At 58.4% G+C, this 22,942-nt stretch carries 12 protein-coding genes; 4 read left to right on the top strand and 8 right to left on the bottom strand.

Annotated elements, in window-relative coordinates; genetic code table 11:
* Positions 1–7: 7 nt before the first annotated feature.
* The gene (locus K5E40_RS30145; protein ID WP_221733845.1) at positions 8–775 is read right to left on the bottom strand and encodes a helix-turn-helix transcriptional regulator; all 768 of its coding nucleotides are present in this window, start codon (positions 773–775) and stop codon (positions 8–10) included.
* A 101-nt stretch (positions 776–876) separates the two neighbouring features.
* Here K5E40_RS30145 and K5E40_RS30140 point away from each other — a divergent pair, with 101 nt between their 5' ends.
* From K5E40_RS30140 to K5E40_RS30130, 3 genes are all read left to right on the top strand, one after another.
* Positions 877–2,010 carry an MFS transporter gene (locus K5E40_RS30140; protein ID WP_221733844.1) on the top strand — a complete coding sequence of 378 codons (1,134 nt, stop codon included), beginning with the start codon at positions 877–879 and terminating at the stop codon, positions 2,008–2,010.
* Between the two features lie 108 nt (positions 2,011–2,118).
* Positions 2,119–3,846 (top strand): ShlB/FhaC/HecB family hemolysin secretion/activation protein, encoded by a 1,728-nt coding sequence (locus K5E40_RS30135; RefSeq protein ID WP_221733843.1) that lies wholly within the window; start codon positions 2,119–2,121, stop codon positions 3,844–3,846.
* A gap of 111 nt (positions 3,847–3,957) precedes the next feature.
* Positions 3,958–8,424, top strand: a complete 4,467-nt coding sequence (locus K5E40_RS30130; protein ID WP_221733842.1) for a hemagglutinin repeat-containing protein — start codon at positions 3,958–3,960, stop codon at positions 8,422–8,424.
* An 80-nt stretch (positions 8,425–8,504) separates the two neighbouring features.
* Here the strand turns inward: K5E40_RS30130 and K5E40_RS30125 are convergent, their stop codons facing one another.
* The gene (locus K5E40_RS30125) at positions 8,505–12,398 is read right to left on the bottom strand and encodes a non-ribosomal peptide synthetase (protein WP_221733841.1); all 3,894 of its coding nucleotides are present in this window, start codon (positions 12,396–12,398) and stop codon (positions 8,505–8,507) included.
* A gap of 378 nt (positions 12,399–12,776) precedes the next feature.
* Positions 12,777–13,928, bottom strand: a complete 1,152-nt coding sequence (locus K5E40_RS30120; RefSeq protein WP_221733840.1) for an MFS transporter — start codon at positions 13,926–13,928, stop codon at positions 12,777–12,779.
* A 167-nt stretch (positions 13,929–14,095) separates the two neighbouring features.
* Between K5E40_RS30120 and K5E40_RS30115 the strand changes: the two genes are divergently transcribed.
* Positions 14,096–15,076: a diaminopimelate epimerase gene (locus K5E40_RS30115; RefSeq protein WP_221733839.1), complete on the top strand. Its 981-nt coding sequence runs from the start codon at positions 14,096–14,098 to the stop codon at positions 15,074–15,076.
* 34 nt (positions 15,077–15,110) lie between these two features.
* Here the strand turns inward: K5E40_RS30115 and K5E40_RS35225 are convergent, their stop codons facing one another.
* The 5 genes from K5E40_RS35225 to tssI form a co-directional block, all read right to left on the bottom strand.
* The gene (locus K5E40_RS35225; protein ID WP_260456155.1) at positions 15,111–16,214 is read right to left on the bottom strand and encodes a hypothetical protein; all 1,104 of its coding nucleotides are present in this window, start codon (positions 16,212–16,214) and stop codon (positions 15,111–15,113) included.
* 31 nt (positions 16,215–16,245) lie between these two features.
* Positions 16,246–17,352, bottom strand: a complete 1,107-nt coding sequence (locus K5E40_RS30105) for a hypothetical protein (RefSeq protein ID WP_221733838.1) — start codon at positions 17,350–17,352, stop codon at positions 16,246–16,248.
* A 31-nt stretch (positions 17,353–17,383) separates the two neighbouring features.
* Positions 17,384–18,493: a hypothetical protein gene (locus K5E40_RS35220; protein WP_260456154.1), complete on the bottom strand. Its 1,110-nt coding sequence runs from the start codon at positions 18,491–18,493 to the stop codon at positions 17,384–17,386.
* A complete protein-coding gene (locus tag K5E40_RS30095; protein ID WP_260456153.1) occupies positions 18,490–21,681 on the bottom strand; it encodes a phospholipase D-like domain-containing protein in 3,192 nt (1,063 codons plus the stop codon). The genes K5E40_RS35220 and K5E40_RS30095 overlap by 4 nt, the downstream gene beginning before the upstream one ends.
* Positions 21,682–21,683: 2 nt before the next feature.
* The coding region (gene tssI / locus K5E40_RS30090; protein WP_260456152.1) for a type VI secretion system tip protein TssI/VgrG at positions 21,684–22,942 on the bottom strand (1,259 nt) is incomplete at its 5' end.

Below are 22,942 nucleotides of genomic sequence, written 5' to 3'. Positions count from 1 at the left end.
CAGGTGCTTACTTGAGCCAATGGCCGGGCGTGCTTCCGGTCATGGCTTTGAAAAACGCGATGAAGGCGCTGTCGCTGGCAAAGCCTAATTCAAAACCGCAATAACCGAGGCTGCGCCCGGTGGCGAGCAATTCCATGGCGCGCATCAGGCGCCACTGCTGGCGCCATTGCTGATAGCTCATACCGGTCTCGCGCTGGAAGATCCGGCCAATGGTGCGGCTGCTGGCGCCGATCTGACGTTCCAGCATTTGCAGTTCCGGTGGCAGTTTTTCCGGTGTCGCCAGCAGTGCCGTCAGGCGCTTGTCCCGGGGCAGGGGCAAGAGCATGGGGTGCTGTGCTGCCTCGCGAATCTCGCTCACGCACAGACCCAATAGATGAACGAATTTACCTTGCTGCCAATCGCTGTCGAAATCTGCCAATGCCATCGGTTCCAGCACCGCACGCAGCAGCGGGCTGACTTCAATCACGCACACCCGTTGCGGTAATTCACGGCACAGTTCGGGAGTCAGGTAGATGGAGCGGTAATCCACGCTCTGTTGCATCACCGCGCGATGGATGACACCGGGCGGAATCCAAGCGGCCCGCGACGGTGGCAGCAAACACAACTGCTGCGCCAGGGTGATACGGGTGCAGCCCTGGCGGGTGTAAAGCAGTTGCCCGCGTTGATGGCGGTGTAGACCGGAATCGTGATCGCCGCCCAGGCTGGAGGCGATGCCGATGACCGACGCGCAATAGCGATCAGGGTCAAAATTCGTGTGGGCATTGAGCCAGGCCATGGTTTGTCCGATATCAACGATAAGTTGTCAGGATTTTGATAATACGTCATTCGTTGCTCCCTAAACTCCTCGGCAGTTTTTGTATGAGGAGTAACGGTGAGATGAACAACAGACATTTATTGGTGTTGGCGATTGCGCTGCTGATGTTTCCGCAAATTGCCCAGACCCTCTACAGCCCGGCGCTCGGCGATATCGGCCGTGCGTTTGGCGTTGGCCCGCAAGCGGCTGCGCAGACCTTGTCGGTGTATTTCCTGGCGTTTGCCTTTGGCGTGGTGACGTGGGGGAGGGTGTGCGACCGGATCGGTCGGCGCCCGTCGATGCTTGCCGGTTTGGCGATCTACGCGGTGGCTTGCGTGATCGGCTTGAGCGTGCAGAGTTTCCAGGGATTATTGATCGCCCAAGCCTTGGCGGCATTTGGCGCCGCTGTCGGTTCTGTGGTGACCCAAACCCTGTTGCGCGACCGCTTTCAAGGCGCAGAACTGGCGCAGGTGTTTTCGCTGGTGGGCATGGCACTGGCAGCCAGTCCGGCGCTAGGGCTGTTCACCGGAGCGGTGCTGGTTCAAGGGTTTGGCTATCGCGGCGTACTCGGTGCGCTGTTGCTGATTGCAGTGGCTTTGTGGCTGTGGAGTTGGCGCGCCTTGCCGGAAACTCGTGCGCAACCATTGTCCAGCGTGGGCCTGTTCGAAACCCTTGGGCGCATGGTGCATGACGTTGGGATCTGGCGCTCGGCCTTGTGGATCGCCTTGTTCAACGTGTCACTGTTCAGTTATTACAGTCTCGGCCCCTTTGTGTTTGAGCGTCTTGGTTTGAGCGCAAGCATGTTCGGCTACAGCGGCGTGATTCTCGCGCTTGGCTCAGGTTTTGGAGCATGGCTGAACAAACGTCTGCTGCGCCGCGGTTTCAACGCGCTGCAATTGATTCGACTCGCCGCACTGAGCGGTTTGCTCGGTGGTGCAGGTGTTTGGGCGATGCAGGACAGCGGTGCGTTCATCTTGCCCATGTTGCTGGTGGTGCTGGCGTTCGGTATGGCGATTCCGAATATCCTTGGTTCGGCGCTGGTCAATTACACGGATCGCCTGGGCACCGCAGGGGCGTTGTTAGGGCTGCTTTATTACCTGCTGATTGGCGCGGGATTGATGCTCGCCGGTTGGTCGCAGGCACTCGGGGAAACCCTGATAGTGTGCAGCGGCGTGGCGTTGCTGCTGACATTCAACGCTAGTAAATCAATTGTTTAAGAAGTGTAAGCGATGTAGGAAGCGTCTTGCATTTGTGTAGGAGGGCTCCGACTATCACGATCATTGATAGGGTGGCATTGCGCCATTTGATGATCGCAAGGAAGTTGCGTGCCGTATTCGTTCCACGTTGTTTATCGTCGTCGATTCACGCTTTGCCCGCTGCTGTCGGCCTTTGTGTTGAGCGTGTGTGCCTCCTCGCTTGAAGCTGCCGAACCTGTCGCGCCGGGCCAGGAAGTATTGCGCCAGCAACAACAGCAACAGCGCGATTTGCAACAACTGCAACTGGAACAAAGAAAGCGGCAACTGGAGCGCGGCGCTTTCGGCCCCGCGTCGGTAACCCCAGCCATTCCCCAAACCATCACCCCCGATGAGCGTTGCTGGCCACTCAGCGGCACGCGCATCGGCGGCGTCACGCTGATCGACAGCGCCAAGCTCAACGCACGCATCAAACCGCTGTTGGCGCCCTGCATGGGCGTCGGCCAGATCAATCATCTGCTGGCGACCATCACTGCGATCTACGTCGAGAAGGGCTACATCGCCAGTCGCCCCTACCTGAGCAGCGCCCCGGCGGCAGGGCAGTCGCTGGATATCGTGGTCGACGAAGGCTACATCGAGTCGATCGAACTGGCTGATCAGAGCCTGCCGGTTTCGTTGGGCGGCGCCTTCCCGGGAATGCTCGGCGGACCGTTGAACCTGCGCGATCTGGAGCAGGGTCTGGATCAGTTGAACCGTTTGCGCTCAATCGATCTCACCGCCGACATCGCCCCCGGCACTCAGCCTGGCGCCTCGCGGATCATCTTGCGTTCACGCACCTCTGGGCAGTCGCGTTGGGCCTTGAATGCCGGGCTCGACAACCTCGGCAGCGCCAGCACCGGGCGTGATCGCGACAGCGTCAGCCTGAGCCTCGACAGCCCCTTGGAACTCAACGATCTGTTGAGCCTCAGCGCCAGCGACACGGTAAACCAGGGTGATCGCTACAGTCGCAACGCCAGCCTCTACTACGCGATCCCTTATGGTTACTGGACGTACAGCGTGTTCGCCAGCCATGCCGAATATCGTGCGCCGTTCAAATTGCCCAGCGTGACCTTTCACAGCACCGGCATCACCGATCAGATCAGCCTGCGCGCCGACCGCGTGTTGTGGCGCGACCAGAGTCGTCAGCTCAGCGCCAACCTGCAACTGGCGCACAAGGACGTCGACAGCTATCTGGAAAACGTCCGGCTGGGCATTCAGAGCCCGACGCTGACTGTGGCCGAGGCCGGACTGAATCTGTTCTGGCTCGACCGCGCGGTGTGGAACCTCGATGTCAATTACGCCCAGGGTCTGCGCTGGTTCGGCGCCGATGACGACTCACAGCATCAGGTCAACAACCTGCCCAAGGCGCAGTTTCGCAAGTACCGCGCCGGCCTCAGCCAATGGCGCAACGGTCAGCTCGGCGCGCAAGCCTGGCAGTGGCAGAGCCAGCTCAACGTGCAGTACAGCCCCGATCCGCTGCCGGCCATCGAACAACTGCTCGGCACCGACGATTCGGCGGTGCGCGGTTATCGGGTCAGCAGCGCCTCCGGTGCCAGCGGTGCGATCTGGCGCAACACGTTGCGCCTGCCGCTGCGCAGCGAATGGCCGGTGCAGATTACCCCGCGTGTCGGCCTCGACCATGGCTGGATCAAGGCCGATCACGGCGCACAGGGCCAACGCCTCAGCGGCGCCAGTGTCGGGCTGAATCTGGGCTGGAAGAACCTGCAAGTGGACCTCGATTACCAGCGCGCCCTCAACATTCCCAACGGTTTGCAGCACGAGCCGCCCACCTGGCTGATGCGCGTGGGCGTGCAGATATGACCCTTGTTTAAACCAACAAGCAGTGAACAAACAGCCGTCGGATCTGAGCGCGACAGCCACGGCCAAGAAAAATCGCGTGACGTGATGCCGTCCTTCCATGGAGACGTTTTTATGCCAGCACCTACCTTTGCATTTCATCTTTCTCCTCGGGGCAAACTGCGCTGGGCGATTGCCAGCCTGTTCTTCGCCATCCACCTGCCAAGCGCATTGGCCGGCGGAGTCGTGGTCGCCCCGGGCCCCGGTGGCACCGCGCAATTGCAAACCCAGGGCGGTGTGCCCATCGTCAACATCGTTGCGCCCAACGGCTCGGGTCTGTCGCACAACCAGTTCCTCGACTACAACGTCGATCGTCAGGGCCTGGTGCTCAACAACGCGTTGCAGGCCGGGCAATCACAACTCGCCGGGCAACTGGCGGCCAACCCGCAACTGCGAGGTCAAGCGGCAAGCGTGATCCTCAACGAAGTGATCAGCCGCAACCCCTCGGCCATCAACGGTGCGCAGGAAATCTTCGGTCGCGCTGCCGACTATGTGTTGGCCAACCCTAACGGCATCTCGGTGAATGGCGGCAGTTTCATCAACACGCCGAACGCTAATCTGGTGGTCGGTCGCCCGGAATTGAACGACGGCAAACTGCAGGCCTTGAGTACCCGTGACGCCAGTGGTCAGTTGCAGATTCAGAGCGGCGGCCTGCGTAACGGCGAGGGCTCGATCAACCTGATCGCGCCGCGTATCGACAGCCAGGGCGCGATCAATGCCCGCGATCAATTGAACCTCACGGTCGGGCGCAATCAGGTTGATTACGCCAGCGGCCAAGTGAAAACCGTAGACCCTGCTGGCAACACCGGCGATCAACGCATTGATGCCAGCCTGTTTGGCGCGATGCAGGCTGGACGCATCAATATCGTCAGCACGGCCGAAGGTGCGGGTGTAAGGGTTGGTGCAGTACAAGTTGCGGGGCGCGACGGCGTGCAGATTCGTTCGGCCGGTGACCTCAGCGTCAGCGGCGAAGCTGTACCCAACAGCCTCGAAGTGACGCGTGCGGGCATCCGCAGCAGCGCTGGCGACGTGGGTTTGCACAGCGGCAAGGATCTGACCCTCGCCGCCACCGATGTAAGCGGCCGCGATGTTACGGTCGACGCCAAACGCAACCTGACCTTGACCACGGTCCAGAGCCGAAAGCTCCAGGAAAAGCGCGAGAACTGGAGCAATAGCACCCTCGGCATCACCTGGGAAACCTACGACCGCACCCAAACCGATACTGATTCGCGTCAGCATGGCAGCCAGATCATCGCCAGCCGTGACGCCAAACTGTCGTCAGGCAAAGACACCGAATTGAAGGCCGCCAAGGTCGAGGCAGCGAACAATCTCAGCGTGCAAAGCGGCGGCGATCTGCGCCTGACCGCCGCCACCGAAAGCCACACCCAGACCGATCAAGGCAACCACCGCAAACACCTGTGGAAAGCCAATTGGAACACCAGCAGCGAAGAGCAGCGCAGCGTCACCACCCAGTTGAAGGCTGGCAACATCGCCTTGCAAACCGCTGCGTTGTTGCGTTCTGAAGGCGCCGAGCTGGACAGCTCGGGCGACCTGCAACTGGCTGGCAAGCAAGTGGAAATCGCCACTGCCACGCGCACTCATCGCAGCAGCGACAATAGTTACTCTGGTGATCTGGTCGGCGGTGGTTTCTTCGGCAAGACCGGCGACGCCGACAAGGGCCAGACCCAGCATCAGGGCAGCACAATCAACGCGGCCGGCAAACTGATCGTCAAGGCGGACGACGTACGCATCAGCGGCAGCCAGGTGCGTGGCGGCACCGACGCCAGTGTGATCAGTGACAAGGGTTCGCTGGTCATCGACGGCGTACAGGACACCTCGCACAGCAACAACCACGACAAGGACAGCAAGTTCTTCGGCATCACCAAGGACGAGTCGCGCCAGAACGCCAAGGACAGCACCACGGTGCGCAGTGAACTGGTGTCCGACAGCAACCTCAAGCTCAAAAGCGCCAAGGACATCGAAGTGGCCGGTTCCACGGTCAAGGCTGACGGCGCGCTGACGGCCGATGCGGCGGGGGATGTGAACGTGCATTCGGCGCAGAACACCCACGACAGCACCTATAGCACGCAGACCCGCGGCTTCGACGCTTACGCGAAAGAGCAAACGCCAGAGCAATATCGCGCCGGGATTCATTACGAAGACAAGCAGCAAACGGTGACCCGTAATGACGTCACCCAGCAAGGCTCCAGCCTCAGCGGTGGCAGCGTGCAGGTGAAGGCCGGCGGCGATCTGGCGATCAAGGGCAGCGAGGTCAAATCCACTGCCGGCGACACCAGCCTGAGCGGTAAAAACGTGTCGTTGCTGGCCGAGCAGGACAGCCACAAAACCTCCACCGACAAGAGCAGCACGGGTGGCGGCTTCTACTACACCGGCGGCCTCGACCGTGCCGGCAGTGGCGTCGATTTCGCCCACAGCACTTCGCAAGACACCACGAGCAAAACCACGGCGCAAACCAGCAGCGTGCACAGCAGCGTCCACCTGACGATCAATGCCGACAAGCTCGCCACCGAGGGCGCTCAAGTAAAGGCTGGCAGCGGCCTGAATGTCGCGGCCAACGAAATCGACAACCGCGCCGCCAGCAACACCGAAAGCAGCAGCCACAACGAGAGCAACTGGTCGGCGGATATCGGTGCCAACGTCGAATACAAAGACATCGCCCGGCCGATTGCCGGCGCCATCAAAGACGTGCTCGGCGGCAAGCTGCCGGACAAGGATGCATTGGCTAATGTCGGTCAGCCGAACGTCGGTATCGACGTCGCAGTCGGCCACGGCAGTGCCAGCAAAACCGAGCAAACCAGTAGCGCGGTGGTCAGCCGTTTTGAGGGCGGTAATGTAGACGTCAACGTGGCTGGAACGCTGCACGATCAGGGCACCGAGTACAACGCCACTGCCGGCAAGGTGAACATTACGGCAGACAAACTGGTCGCCGATGCGGCAAGCGACACCCACAGCAGCACCGATAACACCGTGGACGCCAAGGTCGACGTGCGCGTCTACACCAAAACCGGTGAAGACGTGAACGTTGCCGGCAGCGGCGTGGGGGGCAGCAGTGCGTCCAGCAAGGACAGCTCCACCGCCGTGGTCGGCGTTTATGCCGGCAACCAGGGCGTGAACATCAAGGTGGGCGGCGACGCGCAGTTCGAAGGCAGCCGTTTCGACGGTGGGCAGGGCGGCGTCAGCATCAAGACTGACGGCAACCTGGCGCTCAATCAGGCCAATGATCGCCAGAGCAGCGACACGTCCAGCCTGCGCGGCAACGCTTCGCTGACGGTCGGTACCTTGCCGGGCACCGATGGCACCAACGTCGATCTCGGCGCCGGGTTCCAACTCGATCACAGCGGCAAGCAAACCACTGACACTCAGGCCCACGTGGCGAGCATCAGTGGCAATGGCGTGCAACTGAGCAGCGGCGGTAATCAGATCCAGCAAGGCACGAAAATCGACAGCGCGGGCGCCATCGATTTGCATGCCGATGGCAAACTTGATCTGCAAGCCGCCAGCGACACCCACACCGCCACCGGCAGCAATCTGGGCGGTGGTTTGAAGGGCGGCGGCAGCAAAACCAGCAGCGAAAAGAGCCGTGATCAGGGCGGTAGTCTGAGTGGCAACTTCAACATCGGTCGGGTCAACGAGAACTCGCAGACCCTGACCGGTGGTCAACTCAACAGCAAAACTTCGGTCACACTGAGCGGTGATGCGGTGCATCTGCAAGGCACTCAAGTCAGCGCACCCAACGTCAGCATCGACGCGCAGAAGGGCGGTTATGTGCAGGAGTCGGCGCAGTCCACCGACAGCCGCAACAACTGGAACGTGGCCCTGAATGCCGGTGGCAACCTGAGCAGCAAAACGCCGACATCAGCCGATGAAAAAGCCAGCAGCGATCACGGTTTTAATGCCGGGGCCAAGGTTGGCGTGGATTACCTGCAAGGCACCACGCAGCAGAACAGCCAGATCAAGGCTGACAGCGTGGTGTTGAATAGCGCGGGTGATGCGCAACTGGCGGGGGCGCGGATTGAGGCGAAGAACGTCGGCGGTGAAGTCGCCGGTAACCTGAGTGTCGAAAGCCGTCAGGACTCGCAGACCCACGCCAAGGTCGACGTCGATCTGGGTCTGACAGCAAAGAAAAACCCACCCAGCGACAAGGAAAAACTTGCCGGCACCGACTACAAGCCAACGCTGAAAGCGCAGGGTGAATACGCGCACAAGGACGGCGTGAAGCAAGCCTCCGGCATCAGTGCTAGCCAAGGTGTGAATCTGACTGTTCGCGGCGCCACGCAACTCACTGGCGCGCGGATTTCGGCGAGCGAAGGCAAGGTTGATCTGGGGGGTTCGAAGGTCAGCAGTACCGACCTGAGCAACCTCGATTACGGCGTAAAAGCCGGGCTGGATCTGCCACAGAAAAAGGAAGAAAACGCAGCGAAGGTTTCCTTTGAGAACGGCAATCTGAAAGTCGGCCCGGTCACCCTGAGCGGTCATCTGGACGGCCAGCCGCTGCAGGCAGGGATCGACGAAAAAGGCTAATGACCCACCACCCCATGCAAGAGCGGGCTCGCTCCTGCATGGGGTCCTCGCCGGGCACCGCAATGGTGTCCAGTGAGCCCTTACACGCTGAGGATTTGCTGTTCCTTATGCGTGTTCGTTACCTGGCGCTCCAGCAACGCCTCGACAAACTGCTTGCCGAATTGTTCCAGATACTGCCGCTGCAATAGGCATTCATGCGGTGCCTCAACGTCGTGCTGGATCAACTCACCGCTGATGTACGGCGCCCACAAGGCTGGCTGCTGTTCGTCCTGACGCAGGATGTCGGTGGTGGCGCGGATGAACAGCAAATCACCGTTGAACACCTCGTACTGCGTACGTCCGAGCAACTCCAGCATCCACTTTGAATCGTCTACCAGACGGGTCAGGAACTCATCGCCGATGTGCCGGCTACCGAGCACTTCTTCCATCGCACTTTTCAGCCCCTTGAGCCCTGCACGGGGCGTGCCGACGATGGCGCGGGTCATGCGGCTGATGATCATCGCGTCGTCAAGTTTCAACGAAGCCGGGCCACCTTGTAGCGGGTAGCTGTCGAACATGCAAAGGAAGCTCACTTCACGCCCGCGCGCCTGCAGCATCGCGCCAATACGCAGCGCGAGGTTGCCACCTACCGACCAACCGGCCAGTTGATACGGCCCCTCGGGATGCAGGTCGACGATGCGTTGAAGGTATTCCGCGGCCAGATCATCCAGTGATTCGATGACCCGCGTCGGATCGCGCAGGATCGGTGATTGCAACGCGTACAACGGCTGATTTTCCGGCAGAAACGGCAGCAGACCGGCATAGGGCCAGGCAATCCCTCCGCCCGGATGGATACAGAACAGCGGCGGCCGTGAGCCTTCGCTGCGCAGCGCTAGAACGGCGTCGAATGGATCGCTGTCACCGCTGTTGTTTTGCAGACGCTGGGCCAGTTGTCGCGGGGTGGGGGCTGCGAGGAAATCGGCGATGCCCAGAGCAACACCAAACCGCTCCTTGATCCGGCTGATCAGTTGCAGCCCTAGCAGCGAATGGCCGCCGAGGTCGAAGAAACTCTGGTTGGCGAACACTTCGTTGCAGTCCAGCGCTTCGGCGAACAGCTTGCACATCGCCGCTTCTTCTGGCGTCTGCGCAGGTGACAGTTCACAGGCGTCGTAGAGTACCGCCGCGGGCAGACGATCCATCGCCAATTTACCGTTGGGCGTCAGCGGGAATTCGGCGACGCACATGATCACGCTCGGCACCATGTGCTGCGGCAGATGCCGGCCCAGTGCCTGTTTGAGCTGCTGACTGTCGAGACTGGAGTCCTTGCTGGCGACATAGCCGACAATGGCCGGGCCGTGGACAAGTTCACGCAACATCACCGCGGCGTCGTCGACTCCAGCGCAACCAAGCAGAACGTTTTTGATTTCGTCCAGTTCTATGCGCAAACCGCGCAGTTTGATCTGATTGTCCTGGCGGCCGAGGTAGTGAATGCGCCCGGCGTGATCGAAGAACACCCGGTCACCTGCACGGTACATCGTGCTCGCGCCGTCGAGCAGATCGGCAACAAAGCCTTTGGCGGTGAGGTCGGGACGGTTGCGATAACCGCGCGCAACGCCCGGGCCGCCGATGAACAGATCACCCCAGGCCCCGGGTGGCAGCAAGCGCTGCTGGCCGTCGAGCACATACAGGCGCGTGTTGGCAGTGGCCGGCCCGATCGACAGATCCCCCGTGCCATAGCAGGCGTTGATCGAGGTGGCGAACGAGGTTTCCGTCGGGCCATAGACGTTGAGCAGGCGGCAATGCGAGAAGCGCGCGAGCAACGCCGGTGTACACGACTCACCGCCGAGCATGAGCACGGTGTCCTGCGGAAAGTCTTCGGTCTGATGGCAGGCAAGCAGGCTCGGGGTCATCACCAAAAGGTTGATGCCTTCACGCTTGACCAGTGTGGCCAAAGCTCTTCCGGGGGTACTGCTGACTTTGTCGGTGATCACCAGTTCAGCGCCGGCGAGCAAGGTCATCATGATTTCCAGCACCGACATGTCGAAACCGGCAGCGATGAATTGCAAGACTCGCGCTTGCGGCTTTAATTGCGCTGCATTGATGGCGGTGCGGGCAATCGGCACCAGATTGCGCTGCGTGACTTCGACGCCTTTGGGCTTGCCGGTGGAACCTGAGGTGTAGATCAGATAGCCCGGCAGTCCTGCATCGAATGGCGACAAAGGCTCCGTAGCCGCCGGTAGTTGCGCGAGGGTTTCGGCAGTCAGCCATAGCAGTTTGTCGGCAGCGATCTCGACCTTGAGTTGACTGCCCGGTGCGACGATCACCACGGTCGGGCTGGCATCGCTGAAAATGTGTTCGATGCGCGCCTCGGGCAGATCCGGATCGACCGGTACATAGCAGGCGCCAAGTTTGAACAGGGCCACGGCGGCTACTGCCCATTCGAGGCTGCGCGAGAACATCACTACCACGCAGTCCCCGGCCTGCACACCACGCTCACGCAGATGTACCGCAAGGCGCGTGGCGTCATCGTCGAGGCGGGCATAGCTCAAGGTCCGTGCGCCTTGCGACAGTGCCGGGTGCTCGGCGTAATCGCGCACAGCGTCGGCAAAGGCCTCGGCGAATAACGGGAGTTTTTCCTGATGTGCAGGCAGTGCGTAATGGCGATGCTGCTCGTGGGGCAGGAACAAGTCGTAGTCGGCCGCAAGGGTTTGGGGCGAATTGGCGAAGTGTTCGAACAGTGCCGTCAGGCGCTGATAGTGCAGTTCAAGAGCCTCGGCAGAATATAGATCGGCATTGGCGTTGAATCCGATCTCCAGCCGACCATCGTCGTGGCGGTCGAAAATATCGATACCCAAATGATCCGCCGGACCATTGGCCACGTTCTGGATGGTCGTGTCGCAACCGGCAAAACCCGGACCTTGATCGTACGCAACGATGTTCAGCAGCGTGTTGAACAGCGGCTTGTTACCACGCTCGGTGTGCAGGTCGCGGATCATGCTTTCGCTGCGATAGTTTTGGTGCAGAAGGTGATGGCGCAGTTGTCGCTGCACGTTCGCCGCCACCGTCAGCACAGTGCTTTGAGGCGTGAACGACAAGTGCAGCGGCAGGATGTTAGCGACCATCGACGGCACATTGCGCAATGCCTTGAGCTGACGCGCTGCCACCGGCATGCCCAGGGCCAGTTCGTTTTGCCCGGTCATGCGTTGCAGGTATGTCGCGCACAGCGCCAGCAGAATGCTCGACAGGCGTAGCTTATGTTCGCCCGCCGCCGCGCGCAGTTGTAACAGGGTTTCACCGCCGAACACCTTGCGCAGACGATTGAGTTTGATCAGCGGCGCATCGCCGGGCACCAGTTGTGTCGGCTCGGGCATCTTCAGGCAGTACTGGCGCCAATAGGTACGATCCTTGGTGTACATGTCGCTATGGCGATAGCCCTCCTGTGCATCAAACACGCTCGACAGCGGCGCCAGTTCGAGTTTTTCGACCGCCTCGCCACGACTGAGCGCGTTGTAATGGGCCGTGATGTTGCCGAACACAATGCCGTGGCTGAAACCGTCCACCACCAGGTGTGAAGCCAACTCGATCATGCGGTAGTGCTGTGGTGCGAGGCAGATCAGCACGTAACGGGTCAGCGGCCCGTGTTGCAAATCCATTTCCTGATGCAGCAGGTACTCGAGCAGATCTTTGTAGGCGTTCAAAGGATCGGCTTGATCACTGACGTCCAGGCTTTCGAACGCCTTGGCGGGAAGGGCATCGGTAGGCTGAATGTGTTGTGCGTAGGTGCCGGTAGCCGGGTCTATATCGAAGGTCGCGCGCAGGGTGTCGGTTTGCAGGAATTGCGTGCGGATGGCGGCTTCGAGCCACTCCAGATTCAGCTCGCCGCGCAATTCAATGACGTCGCACAAGTGGTAGTTAAGATTGCTGTGGCTCTGGCTGATCGCCAGGCAGACTTCCTGTTGCGCCGTGGAAAGCGGGCACGGGTGTACGTCACGCATAAGAGTCATCCTTTCTTCCGTTGCGTCGGATTTTTTGCAGGCAATAGCGTGCCCATTCCACTTGGCGCAAAAGCGACAGAGGCGGAATCGACGGCAAGCGCCGTTTCAGTTTTTTCAGGGGTGCGCCAGGTGAGTCAGGCGGGGCTGGAACCTTTGCTTGACGCCAATCCTTGGCGGTGTTTCTTGTTGTTGGCTTGACGCATTTGGTAACACGTCGGCACTTAACTTAGGTGCAGGAAATGCCGCTGTCAACTAACTGATTTGTGAGTTTTGACAGGGGGCAATTTTTGCAGGCGCTGACGGAGGCCGCCACTTTTTGACCTTTGCGTTAGAACAGGACAATCAAAAAGTCCTCCTGATCCGGCAGGTGCACTCGGTTCAGACCTTCAACACTTTGCCACCAATGGCCACGGCCACCAGCAACACCGCCATCAACCCGAACGCAAAACTCAAACTGCTGGCATGGGCAACAAAACCAATCACCGCCGGCCCGGCCAGAATTCCTGCATAGCCCAGTGTGGTGATCGCTGGCACGGCGATGCTTTCCGGCATCACGGTTTGTTTACCGACGGCGGTGTAGAGCACCGGCACGATGTTCGAGCAGCCGGCGCCGACCAGCGCATAACCGACCAGCGCGGCTTGCCAGCTCGGCGCGAAGGTCGCCAGAAACAGGCCCGCCGCCGCCAATAGACCGCCGAACAGGATAATGCGCGTGGCGCCGACAATGCGGACGATCCGGTCACCCATCAAGCGTCCTGCGGTCATGGTCAGGGCAAACGCGGCATAACCCAAACCGGCGTACGCGGTTTCGATCCCGCGTTCCTGCGTCAGGAACACCGCACTCCAGTCCAACGCCGCGCCTTCGGTGAGAAACACGATGAAGCACATCCCGCCAATAAACAGCACGATGCCGTGCGGTACGGCAAATGCCGGGCCGCAGCTTTCGCTACCGTAAGGCAGCATGTGGGGCACGCACTTGCACAACGCGGCAATCAGCACCGCCACCACCACCAGCATTGCCGCCAGCGGTGTCAGCCCAAGGCCGAGCAGGGCGCTGACGCCGGCCGCGCCTACAATCCCGCCGAGGCTGAACAAGCCGTGAAAGCCCGACATCATGTTCTTGCCGCTGGCGCGTTCGACGATCACCGCTTGCAGGTTCACCGTCGAATCCACCGTGCCCAGCCCTGCGCCGAACATGAACAGCGTGGCGACCAATGCCGGTATCGATGACACCGTCGCCAGCAACGGCAACGCCGCGCAGATCAGCAGCGTGCCGCCGGTTGCCACGCGGCGACAGCCGAACCGCGCCGCGAGAATCCCCGCCAATGGCATCGCCAGGATCGAGCCGACGCCCAGACATAACAGCAACAGCCCCAGCGTGCCCTCATCGAGCCCGGCCCGAGCCTTGGCGTACGGCACCAGCGGCGCCCACGCGGCGATGCCGAGCCCAGCGATGAAAAACGCGATGCGTGTGGAGATCTGTTGCAGGCGTCCGGGGACGAAGGTGTCTTGGGGGGTGAGGCTGGTCATATCGATCCTTGGTAAAAAACATCGCGTCCCCGAAGGACAGTGACTGGGCGTCGAGGTTCGATCGCGAGCCTTCGGGGACGTGCAGCCCACATCCTAACCTGCTCCCACATGGATCGTGCCAATCGGTAAAGTGGTGTGCTTTGCAAACGCGAATTCAGGAGCCAGTGATGACGCAGTTCTACGATGCTCGAGGCAACCTCTATGGGGTGATTTCGCCCCAAGCGCTGCGTGAGGCCGGTATTGAGTTACCCGCCAGCGCCGCCGACTGTGCGTCATCACGGCAGGCGTGGAGTCATCTGGCTGTAGCGCTTTGTTGCGACTGGCCCGAGGGGCAGGCACCTGAGGGCAGCAAATCCCACCGCAGCGACGGGTTGCTGGTTGGCCCGTTTCAGGCCTTGCCGCCGTTTGATGTATTGATCGTCAACACCGACGGCACGCTCGCCGAACGCAGCGGCAACGGCCTGACGATTTTCTCCCAAGCGCTGACCGAGCAAGGTGTGCTGCCGACACAAGGGGCACTGCTGCGCGTCCATCACGACAAGGGCCAACCGGTGGAAACCTCGGTGAAACCGGCCGAAGTCGAAGGCGTAAAAGGCTTCTGGCTTGACCTGGGCCAACCCGGATTCGGCCCATCGGCAGTCGGTGCGAAGAATGTCGAAAGTCGTGAGCTCAATGGGCGGGACGTGAGCCATGTTCCTGCCTTGGCGCAACTCGATCCCGCGTGGCGCCACAGCCAGTTCGTGCGTATTGGCAATCCGCATTGCGTGACGCTGGTCAACGATGCGGCCGCTTTGCCGAGCAACGATCAGATGCGCGTTTCACCGCTGACCGAAGGCCTGACCCGGATTGCCTACGCGATGCCGACCGGCGTTGGCCAACCGTGTCCGGCGGGTGTGAACCTGCAATGGGCCGCACGCGAATCAGCGCAGCGGATCATCGCGCGGGTATTCGAGCGAGGTGAGGGGGCGACCGCGTCGTCGGGCACCAGCGCCAGTGCGGTGGCTTGCGCGGCGTGGCGTGCAGGCTGGGTCACGGCCGCAGAAGTGTACGTGGAGATGCCTGGCGGCACTGCCCCCATTTTGCTGCAAGCACACAAGGGTGAACTGAACCGCGTGCGTTTGTTCGGAACGGCACGGTTAACTGATTAGCCGGTTACCCACATTTGTATGGCGGGTGATGCGGCTATTGCGAACTGATGCTCTGCGTCAGTTTCAGAAACTTCGGGATGACGGCCTCGGGCGCAGGCGTCAGGTCCTTCAAACCGTCAGTGCCTTTTTGAAAGGTGAACATCTGCGTCGCAATCAACGGACTGACCAAACCGCCGACATGGGCTATGGCAAACCAGGCGCGATCCTGCTCGGCGGATTCCGGCCGAGGGTCCAAGCGCCAGCCTTCGAGGGTGGTCATGCGTTTGCCGATGTAGAACTTTTCCATGATCTTCGACTTTTTCCAGTTTTCCGCGTCGTAGCCGGGGCGGTAGTCGGTGTCGTAGGTGCCTCGGGTAGCTTTGGTCGGGTCGCTTTGCGAGGCATTGATCAGGCTCATGATCACGTTGGGCGTGCTGGTGAAACGCAGGCTGTTCTTCACGCTGAAACCGGTGTTGCCGTCGTCGTGAATGAAACCGTAGGGCATGCATACGCCCGGGCCGTTGGGGACTTGGTAAAGGTCGCGGGCTTCGAAGCGGGCGACGAGATCTTTGATCCTTTGCGCGGCATTCTCGGTCGGTTTGTTCATATGGAAGTAAAACACCCGGTTGTTGCGCCAGAGGAGAAACTCGTAGGGTGTGTCTTCGCTACCCAGAATATGAGCGTCAGGGATGCCCAAGTCGTGTTCATAGCCTTTGGTTCTTTCTATTCGGATTTCCAGAGCCGCAATCTCGGCTTCACGGGCTTTTACGATGTCCGCTGAGTAACTGCGCTTGATCGTTTCCAGCAGACTCTTTTCTGTTTTTAGCTCTTGCTCGAGGTGTTTTTTGTAGAGTTCGGTATCGTGAAGAATAGCGTTGCGGGCTCTGTCGAATTTTTCGCGTGTTGTAACATCACTCACTCGTATAGTGAGTTGGTCATAGTCGTAACTGACATAGTCACTCACGGCGTGGATTTTTTTTGAAAACGTATGTCCACCACCACTATCTATTCGACTGTCTTCAATTCTGTAGGTCGCCCATTCAAATGACTCCGGCGCCTGAAACGTTGTGCGGCCGAGACATTCTTGGTAACCGGGGTCTGCCAGTGCTGACTGCGCGCCTAGCAACAAGTAGGCGAGTGTGATGATGACTCGATTCATGAACTGTGCTCATTTCGAAGCGAGATTTCTGCTATTGCGAGCTTATGCTCTGCGTCAGTTTCAGAAACTTCGGGATGACGGCCTCGGGCGCAGGCGTCAGGTCCTTCAAACCGTCAGTGCCTTTTTGAAAGGTAAACATCTGCGCCGCAATCAACGGACTGACCAAGCCGCCGACATGGGCTATGGCAAACCAGGCGCGATCCTGCTCGGCGGATTCCGGCCGAGGGTCCAAGCGCCAGCCTTCGAGGGTGGTCATGCGTTTGCCGATGTAGAACTTTTCCATGATCTTCGACTTTTTCCAGTTTTCTGCGTCGTAGCCGGGGCGGTAGTCGGTGTCGTAGGTGCCTTCGGTAGGTTTGGCCTGTTCCCCTTGCGAGGCATTGATCAGGCTCATGATTACGTTGGGCGTGCTGGTAAAGCGAAGGCTGTTCTTCACGTTGAAACCGGTGTTGCCGTTGTCATGAATGAAACCGTAGGGCATGCAAACGCCTGGACCTTCGGGCACTTGATAGAGGTCGCGGGCTTCGAAGCGGGTGGCAAGGTCTTTGATCCGCTGCGCCGTATTCTCGGCGGGTTTGTTCATATGGAAATAGAACACCCGGTTGTTGCGCCACAGCAGGAACTCGTAGGGCGTCTTTTCGCTGCCCAATACATGTGAATCAGGAATTCCCAAGTCATGCTCGTGTTTTTTTATTTTAGGTATTTGCTCTTCTAGATTTTTTATTATGGCTTCCTGTTTTTGGATGGTGTCGGGGAGGTAGTTCATTTCCTTGATCGATACCAAAAGATGCTTGTTGGTATCAAGTTTTTCCTTTAGCCGGTTTTTGTACATTTCGGTTTCGTGAACAATGGCATTGCGCTGCCTATCAAATTCTTCACGTGTTGTGATATCGCTGACTCTGACGGTAAGTTCATCATAGTCGTAACTGACGTAGTCACCCACAGCGTGAACATTTTTTGAAAAAACATGCCCGCCAGCGCCTTTTATATTGCTGCGCTCAATTGGGAACGTTGCCCATTCGAATGCTTCCGGTGACTGGAATTTGGTACGTCCCAGGCATTCTCGCAAGGTAGCGTCAGCAGATGCGGACTGTGCGGCCAGTAAAAGGCTGGCGAGTATGATGATGACTCGTGTCATGAACTGTGCTCATTTCGAAGCGAGATTTCTGCTATTGCGAGCTTATGCTCTGCGTCAGTTTCAGAAACTTCGGGATGACGGCCTCGGGCGCAGGCGTCAGGTCCTTCAAACCGTCAGTGCCTTTTTGAAAGGTGAACATCTGCGCCGCAATCAACGGACTGACCAAACCGCCGACATGGGCTATGGCAAACCAGGCGCGATCCTGCTCGGCGGATTCCGGCCGAGGGTCCAAGCGCCAGCCTTCGAGGGTGGTCATGCGTTTGCCGATGTAGAACTTTTCCATGATCTTCGACTTTTTCCAGTTTTCCGCGTCGTAGCCGGGGTGGTAGTCGGTGTCGTAGGTGCCGGTAGTGGGTTTTGTAGGGTCGCCTTGCGAGGCGTTGATCAGGCTCAAAATCACATTGGGCGTGCTGGTGAAACGCAGGCTGTTCTTCACGCTGAATCCGGTTTTACCGTCGTCATGGATGAAACCGTAGGGCATGCACACGCCCGGGCCAGTAGGCACTTGGTAGAGGTTGCGAGGTTCGAAACTCGCGATCAGATCCTTGATGGCGTTCTTCCGTTCTTGATCCAGTGTTTTGAAATTGAAGTAATAGATTCGGTTGTTGCGCCAAAGAAGAACCTCGGTTGGCGTTGTCTGACTGCCGAGGACATGCGAGTCGTTAATGCCTAGGTCATGTTCTTCGATGGCAGTTTGGGCAACGGATTTTTCCAGATCAGCGATTATTTTTTTCTGTCGATCTAAGACTTCTTGGCTATATCCCATCGTGCTGATGCTCTGCAGCAGCTTCTTGTTCGTTTCGATTTCCTCCATTACCTCTCTTTTAGCCATCTCACCCTTATGAACAATGGCATTACGTTGTGTCTGGAAATCTTCAATGGTTGTGATGCCACTCACTCTGACCGTAATTTGGTCATTGTTGTAGCTAAGGTACTCATGCTCGGCACTTATGTTGTTGCTGAACGTATGCCCGCCACCCTCGCTGATCAGATGCTTAGCGGTGGGGTAGGTGGCCCACTCCATGCTTTCGAGCGCATTAAATGTAGTCCGCCCGATGCATTCTTTTTTCGGCTCTTCAGCGCTGCTTATTTCACACGAGCCAACCAAACTGACAATCAAGAGACAGGTATACGATTTCATGAGTGTTTGATTTCCTCTTGCGTTGGCGCGTCCACACAGGCCAGTGCGCGATCATCATTTTTGTCCGGGACGTTGGCTAGGATGGTGATGTTCAAGTCTGAGTTGTTATTTTCATGGAGTGTCCATTTTATCGGTAGCTCGGTGATGAAGCCCTTGATGCCCACAGGCGCGATATAGGCGGGTTCTTTGGTCAGTGTTTTACTTTCCCAAAAGCCGTTTTCATACGGCATAGGTGCTACTAACTGGCCACCGAGCCTTGCGTTGTCCGGATCTCTGTAACTCCAGGTAGGCCAGATGGAAGCCGCTTGCTTTCCTGACTTGTTTCGAGGAATGAACCCAAAGGAGCTTTCATAGGCGGCCGTATTCAGCTTGGCCTGCGACTGTATTTCTCTCCAGGTTTTCTCGGCAGCGGGTTGGTCAAGGTACTTACCCAAATCGCTTGCCGGTTTGACAGAGCCTGTCGTGAGGCCTATGCCGAAGTGCTTCTTCCACAAGTCTCTGCGTAATTTATTGATGCTTTTACCCACCTGATGCGTAGCTTTGCCGTCGAGCATGATCGGTGTCGGCTCGCTGTCACGCACGATCACCGCCAGTTCCGAGTCGCGCATGCCGTAAAGACTACGATCGTTGATATTGGCGCTGCCTAGAATCGCTACGCGATCGTCTGCAATCAACAGTTTGCTGTGAACATAAATCTGCTCGGTTACCACTCTGCCGCTCTTGAAATTGTGCCAAGTGCGGAGGTTTAGGAGGGTCAGGTGCTTTGTCCAGTCTTGCTGGGCATATACGGGCTGTCCGAAGCTGTCCTTGCGCTCAATGATTTTGGCTGCTTCTTCCCGGCTAGCGCCGCGATCCATCATCGACTTCAGCGCCATATGTCGCTGAATGAGCTTAACCAGACTCTGTTCGCCGAACACTAGGCTTTGCATAGTCAAATGAATCTGATGCATCAGGTTGAGCACGTTGAGCGCGCCTTCGGGGTGTACCGGCAGGATCATGTAAACATGGAACTGGCGGTTTTCCCTGATTGCTCGTCCAATTCGGTCAGCAAGTGCCTTACCAATGCTATTGGTTAGTTTCTGTTCTTTGCCGAGTTTTCGGGTTAGCCAGCCTTGAGCGTTGGTTTGCCAGATTTTTAGGAAGCTGTCGATAAACTTACGCGCTTCGGCACCGGGTTGCTGACTTATGGCGTCGACTTCTTTCCAGTCGATCAAGGTAAAGTCCTGATCAGTCAATGCTTCATTTAGTTTGATGCGGGCCACGAAGTCATGATTCAAGGTGGATGGGTCCCGCAGACTGGCCATCGGACCAGACATTGCTTTACTGGCCGGTAGTTCGCCTTCATCACCGAAATCGGTCTGGAAAAACTGGTTTTCGATGTAGATGAAATGCTGCGCACTGGAAATCGTCTGCAGCATTGCGCTGTGGCAGTTGGCTTGCACACCACCGGCATTGATGCCTGGGGGTAATGGTAAATTCACCTTGGCTCGGCTACGGCCTTTGGCTTCCTGTGCAGTCATCGTTGCAGAAGCACTGCGCAAAACCTGCACACTGACCTTACCTGTCACTGCTTGTGGCGTCGTCGGCAGGGAAGCCGGCTGATTGATCCACACTGGTTTGGGCATCGGCAGGTTCAGTTGCAGACGATTGTTGCTATCGAGGTGATGGGGCAAGCCTGCCTGCTTGGTCAAAGTGTTCAACCATTCCATTAGCGCCGCGACGACATCCGTTTTTTCCAGGTTTTTGATGTCGGCTATGTAGGCTTGCTGGCCGTTCCAGCGATCAATGAAGTTGCGTGACAAATCGTAGACCGAAGGCCCTTCGATGCGACTGTGGACATCCTGCCACGGCATGCGGGGCTGGTCGTCACCTAGACGACTGTAATCACCAGAAGCGAGCGGCTGTGGTGTGTGTTTTAGGTAATGATAGGGTTCGACATGACTCTCTAATCGGTTTTGAAACAGAGCATATAGGTGGCCCATAAGCGAGCTTGCGACCTGGTTGATATTGTTTAGCCAAGCCATTTTGTCAGTCGGTATGGCGTCGTAGCCCTTGTCGCAGAACATGCCGACCATACGCCCAAGATCGGTTGAGCTCATCCAATTGTTAATTAGTTCATAGCTCTTCATACGCAAGGCCATTTTCAGGCTGCCTTTGGTGTTTTCGACTTGTTCGATCCAAACTTTCATCTGGCTTTGCAGAGGCTCTGCGATTGGCAGTCTTTTCCAGTTGTGTTGGACCAGTGCGCTGATTTGTCGAATGAGCGTATCGGTCAGGTATTTTCTTGCGCCGGCCAAGGGGTCAAAGTTACCCGCGACAGCTTTGGCGCTATTGAAGACCTTTGCTCCTTGCTCGACTATCGGCAATGCGGGACTAGAGAAGAAGTTTTGCAGACGAACCGCACCATTAATCACCTCTGCGCGGTTAGGCGCAGGAACTTTGACGGGGCCGACAGAAAGGTCGACAGAAGGTTTGGATAGGTCGAACAGCGTTCCCATCAGTAGGCCGGTACGACTGACATGCGTATGTTTATCCATCCAGCCCAGATGCGGAATTCCCGGGTTGTACGCGTCGTTGCCCTTGCGATCGCGGGCATCAAGGCTGAAGTTGTTGTCATCACGACGCCCGTAAGCCAGATCGATGCCGCCGACGTAGCCGATCTTGTTGTCGATCACCACGCATTTCTGGTGGTGAGAAAATGTTGAACCCAGGCCTTTCATGTCGCTTTGCTGGATGGCCGGTGTACAAAATGCGCGCGCGCCGCCGAGCCCTGCGTTGAGTTGGAATACCGCGAGCATGGTTTCGAAGTCGTGGGTGCCGACGCTTGCTGCGGGACTCAGCCACGGCATGACGAAGACTTTGAGGGCCGGCGTTTTCACCAGTGCGGCGTGCAGGCATTCCCAAAGGCTTTGTTTGCCGTCCAGCGTGACGTCGTAGTTGATTTGCCAGCCCGTGATGAAAATCGAGGTTTGGGCATTGCCGATTTCAGTGGCCAGATCCTTGTAGTAGTCCTCGCCGGTGGTGAAGAAACGCACGTCATTGCCGCTGCGCTTGGGTGCGAAGGCCGACTCGTCCTGGATGAAGAAGTCCGGCGCGTTCACCGCTGGCAGGGCCTTGCCCTGAGCTGTATTGATCTGGCTGATTTCTTTGTGGCGAATGCCGTTGTAAGGCGTTGCTGAGTCCGTCATGGTCATTCGTCCCTGGTTTGCAACTGGTTGTACGGATTGCCGCCGGCGAGCAGATCCTGTTTGCTGCGTTCACTGTTCGCCGTACTGATCCGGCCATGTTTGGCGCTGTCGTGAAAGTCGAGGGCGGCGAGGGCGAAGCGCTCCTTGTCGGCTTCCGAGGGTTCGTCATGCAGCGCCACTGGCACGCGTTGCCCCGGATAGCAGAGCCACAGAGGGCCCTTGGTCGCATAGGCTTGGGACAACTTCAAACGCTGGGTTTCATCGATGTTGACCCGTCCGTCGTCGTCGGTTTGACCTTCTAGCAAGGGGGCCTGCTCGCCGTCCTGAACAATCGACCAAGCGGTGTGTGCCAACGGGAAACCTTCGTCCCCCGGGACGTCAGTCAACTTGATATCGAAGAAATACTCCCTTGGCTTGGCCGGTGGTGCGATGACGCCGGGTTGGGCGGTGTCGAGCAAATTACCGGGTTTGGCTGACGGCGGTGGTATCGGCAGTTTCGGCAGCAAAATCGCAATCCCTGACCCGGTTCCCGCAGCCCCCCCGGCATTGATTTTCACCACCGGCCCAACCACCGTCACGCCGCCAGCATCAAGCTTGATAAAGCTACCGCCACCCAACACGGTCAGTTCCGTTCCCGCCTCGATCACCATTTTGTCGCCAGACTTCAGGTGGATTTCTTTCCCGGCATGGGTCAATTGAGCGGTGCCGAGTTTGATGTGCTGGTTTTGGGTCACGGACAGGTGATCGTCGGCCTTCACTTCAATTTTTCGGTCGGCAATCGTGGTGCGGTGTTCTTCGGCCTTCAGCTCGGTGTAGGTGTTCTTCACCACCGTGTCATGACGTTCATTCCCGACCCGAATCTTCTGGTCGTGCTCTACGTTTTCATCCCAATCGCGCTGCGCATGAATGTAGATCTGCTCGGCGCCTTTCTTGTCTTCAATGCGCAATTCGTTGTAGCCGCCGCCACCCGGGGAGCTGAGGGTTTTGAACACGCTACGGGTCTTGTTCGCCGGCAGTGCGTACGGCACCGGGTTTTCCTTGTGGTACAGGCAGCCGGTCACCAGCGGTTGGTCGGGGTCGCCTTCGAGGAAGGTGACGAGGACTTCCATGCCGATGCGCGGGATGGAGATGGCGCCGTAGCGGTCGCCGGCCCAAGAGCTGGAGACGCGCAGCCAGCAACTGGTTTTGTCGTCGGCCTGGCCTTCGCGGTCCCAGTGGAATTGCACCTTGATGCGGCCGTATTGGTCGCAGTGGATTTCTT

This window comes from Pseudomonas baetica, from assembly GCF_019733355.1.
GTDB lineage: Bacteria > Pseudomonadota > Gammaproteobacteria > Pseudomonadales > Pseudomonadaceae > Aquipseudomonas > Aquipseudomonas baetica_A.
Note: the sequence above shows the minus strand (reverse complement) of the source record. Positions and strands in the feature narration are given on the sequence as shown.

Bases quoted from the DNA above. Each gene is read 5' to 3' on its own strand.
- K5E40_RS30145 (WP_221733845.1), bottom strand. From the start codon at position 775: ATGGCCTGGCTCAATGCCCACACGAATTTTGACCCTGATCGCTATTGC.
- K5E40_RS30140 (WP_221733844.1), top strand. From the start codon at position 877: ATGAACAACAGACATTTATTGGTGTTGGCGATTGCGCTGCTGATGTTT.
- K5E40_RS30130 (WP_221733842.1), top strand. From the start codon at position 3,958: ATGCCAGCACCTACCTTTGCATTTCATCTTTCTCCTCGGGGCAAACTG.
- K5E40_RS30125 (WP_221733841.1), bottom strand. From the start codon at position 12,398: ATGCGTGACGTACACCCGTGCCCGCTTTCCACGGCGCAACAGGAAGTC.
- K5E40_RS30120 (WP_221733840.1), bottom strand. From the start codon at position 13,928: ATGACCAGCCTCACCCCCCAAGACACCTTCGTCCCCGGACGCCTGCAA.
- K5E40_RS30115 (WP_221733839.1), top strand. From the start codon at position 14,096: ATGACGCAGTTCTACGATGCTCGAGGCAACCTCTATGGGGTGATTTCG.
- K5E40_RS35225 (WP_260456155.1), bottom strand. From the start codon at position 16,214: ATGAATCGAGTCATCATCACACTCGCCTACTTGTTGCTAGGCGCGCAG.
- K5E40_RS30105 (WP_221733838.1), bottom strand. From the start codon at position 17,352: ATGACACGAGTCATCATCATACTCGCCAGCCTTTTACTGGCCGCACAG.
- K5E40_RS35220 (WP_260456154.1), bottom strand. From the start codon at position 18,493: ATGAAATCGTATACCTGTCTCTTGATTGTCAGTTTGGTTGGCTCGTGT.
- K5E40_RS30095 (WP_260456153.1), bottom strand. From the start codon at position 21,681: ATGACGGACTCAGCAACGCCTTACAACGGCATTCGCCACAAAGAAATC.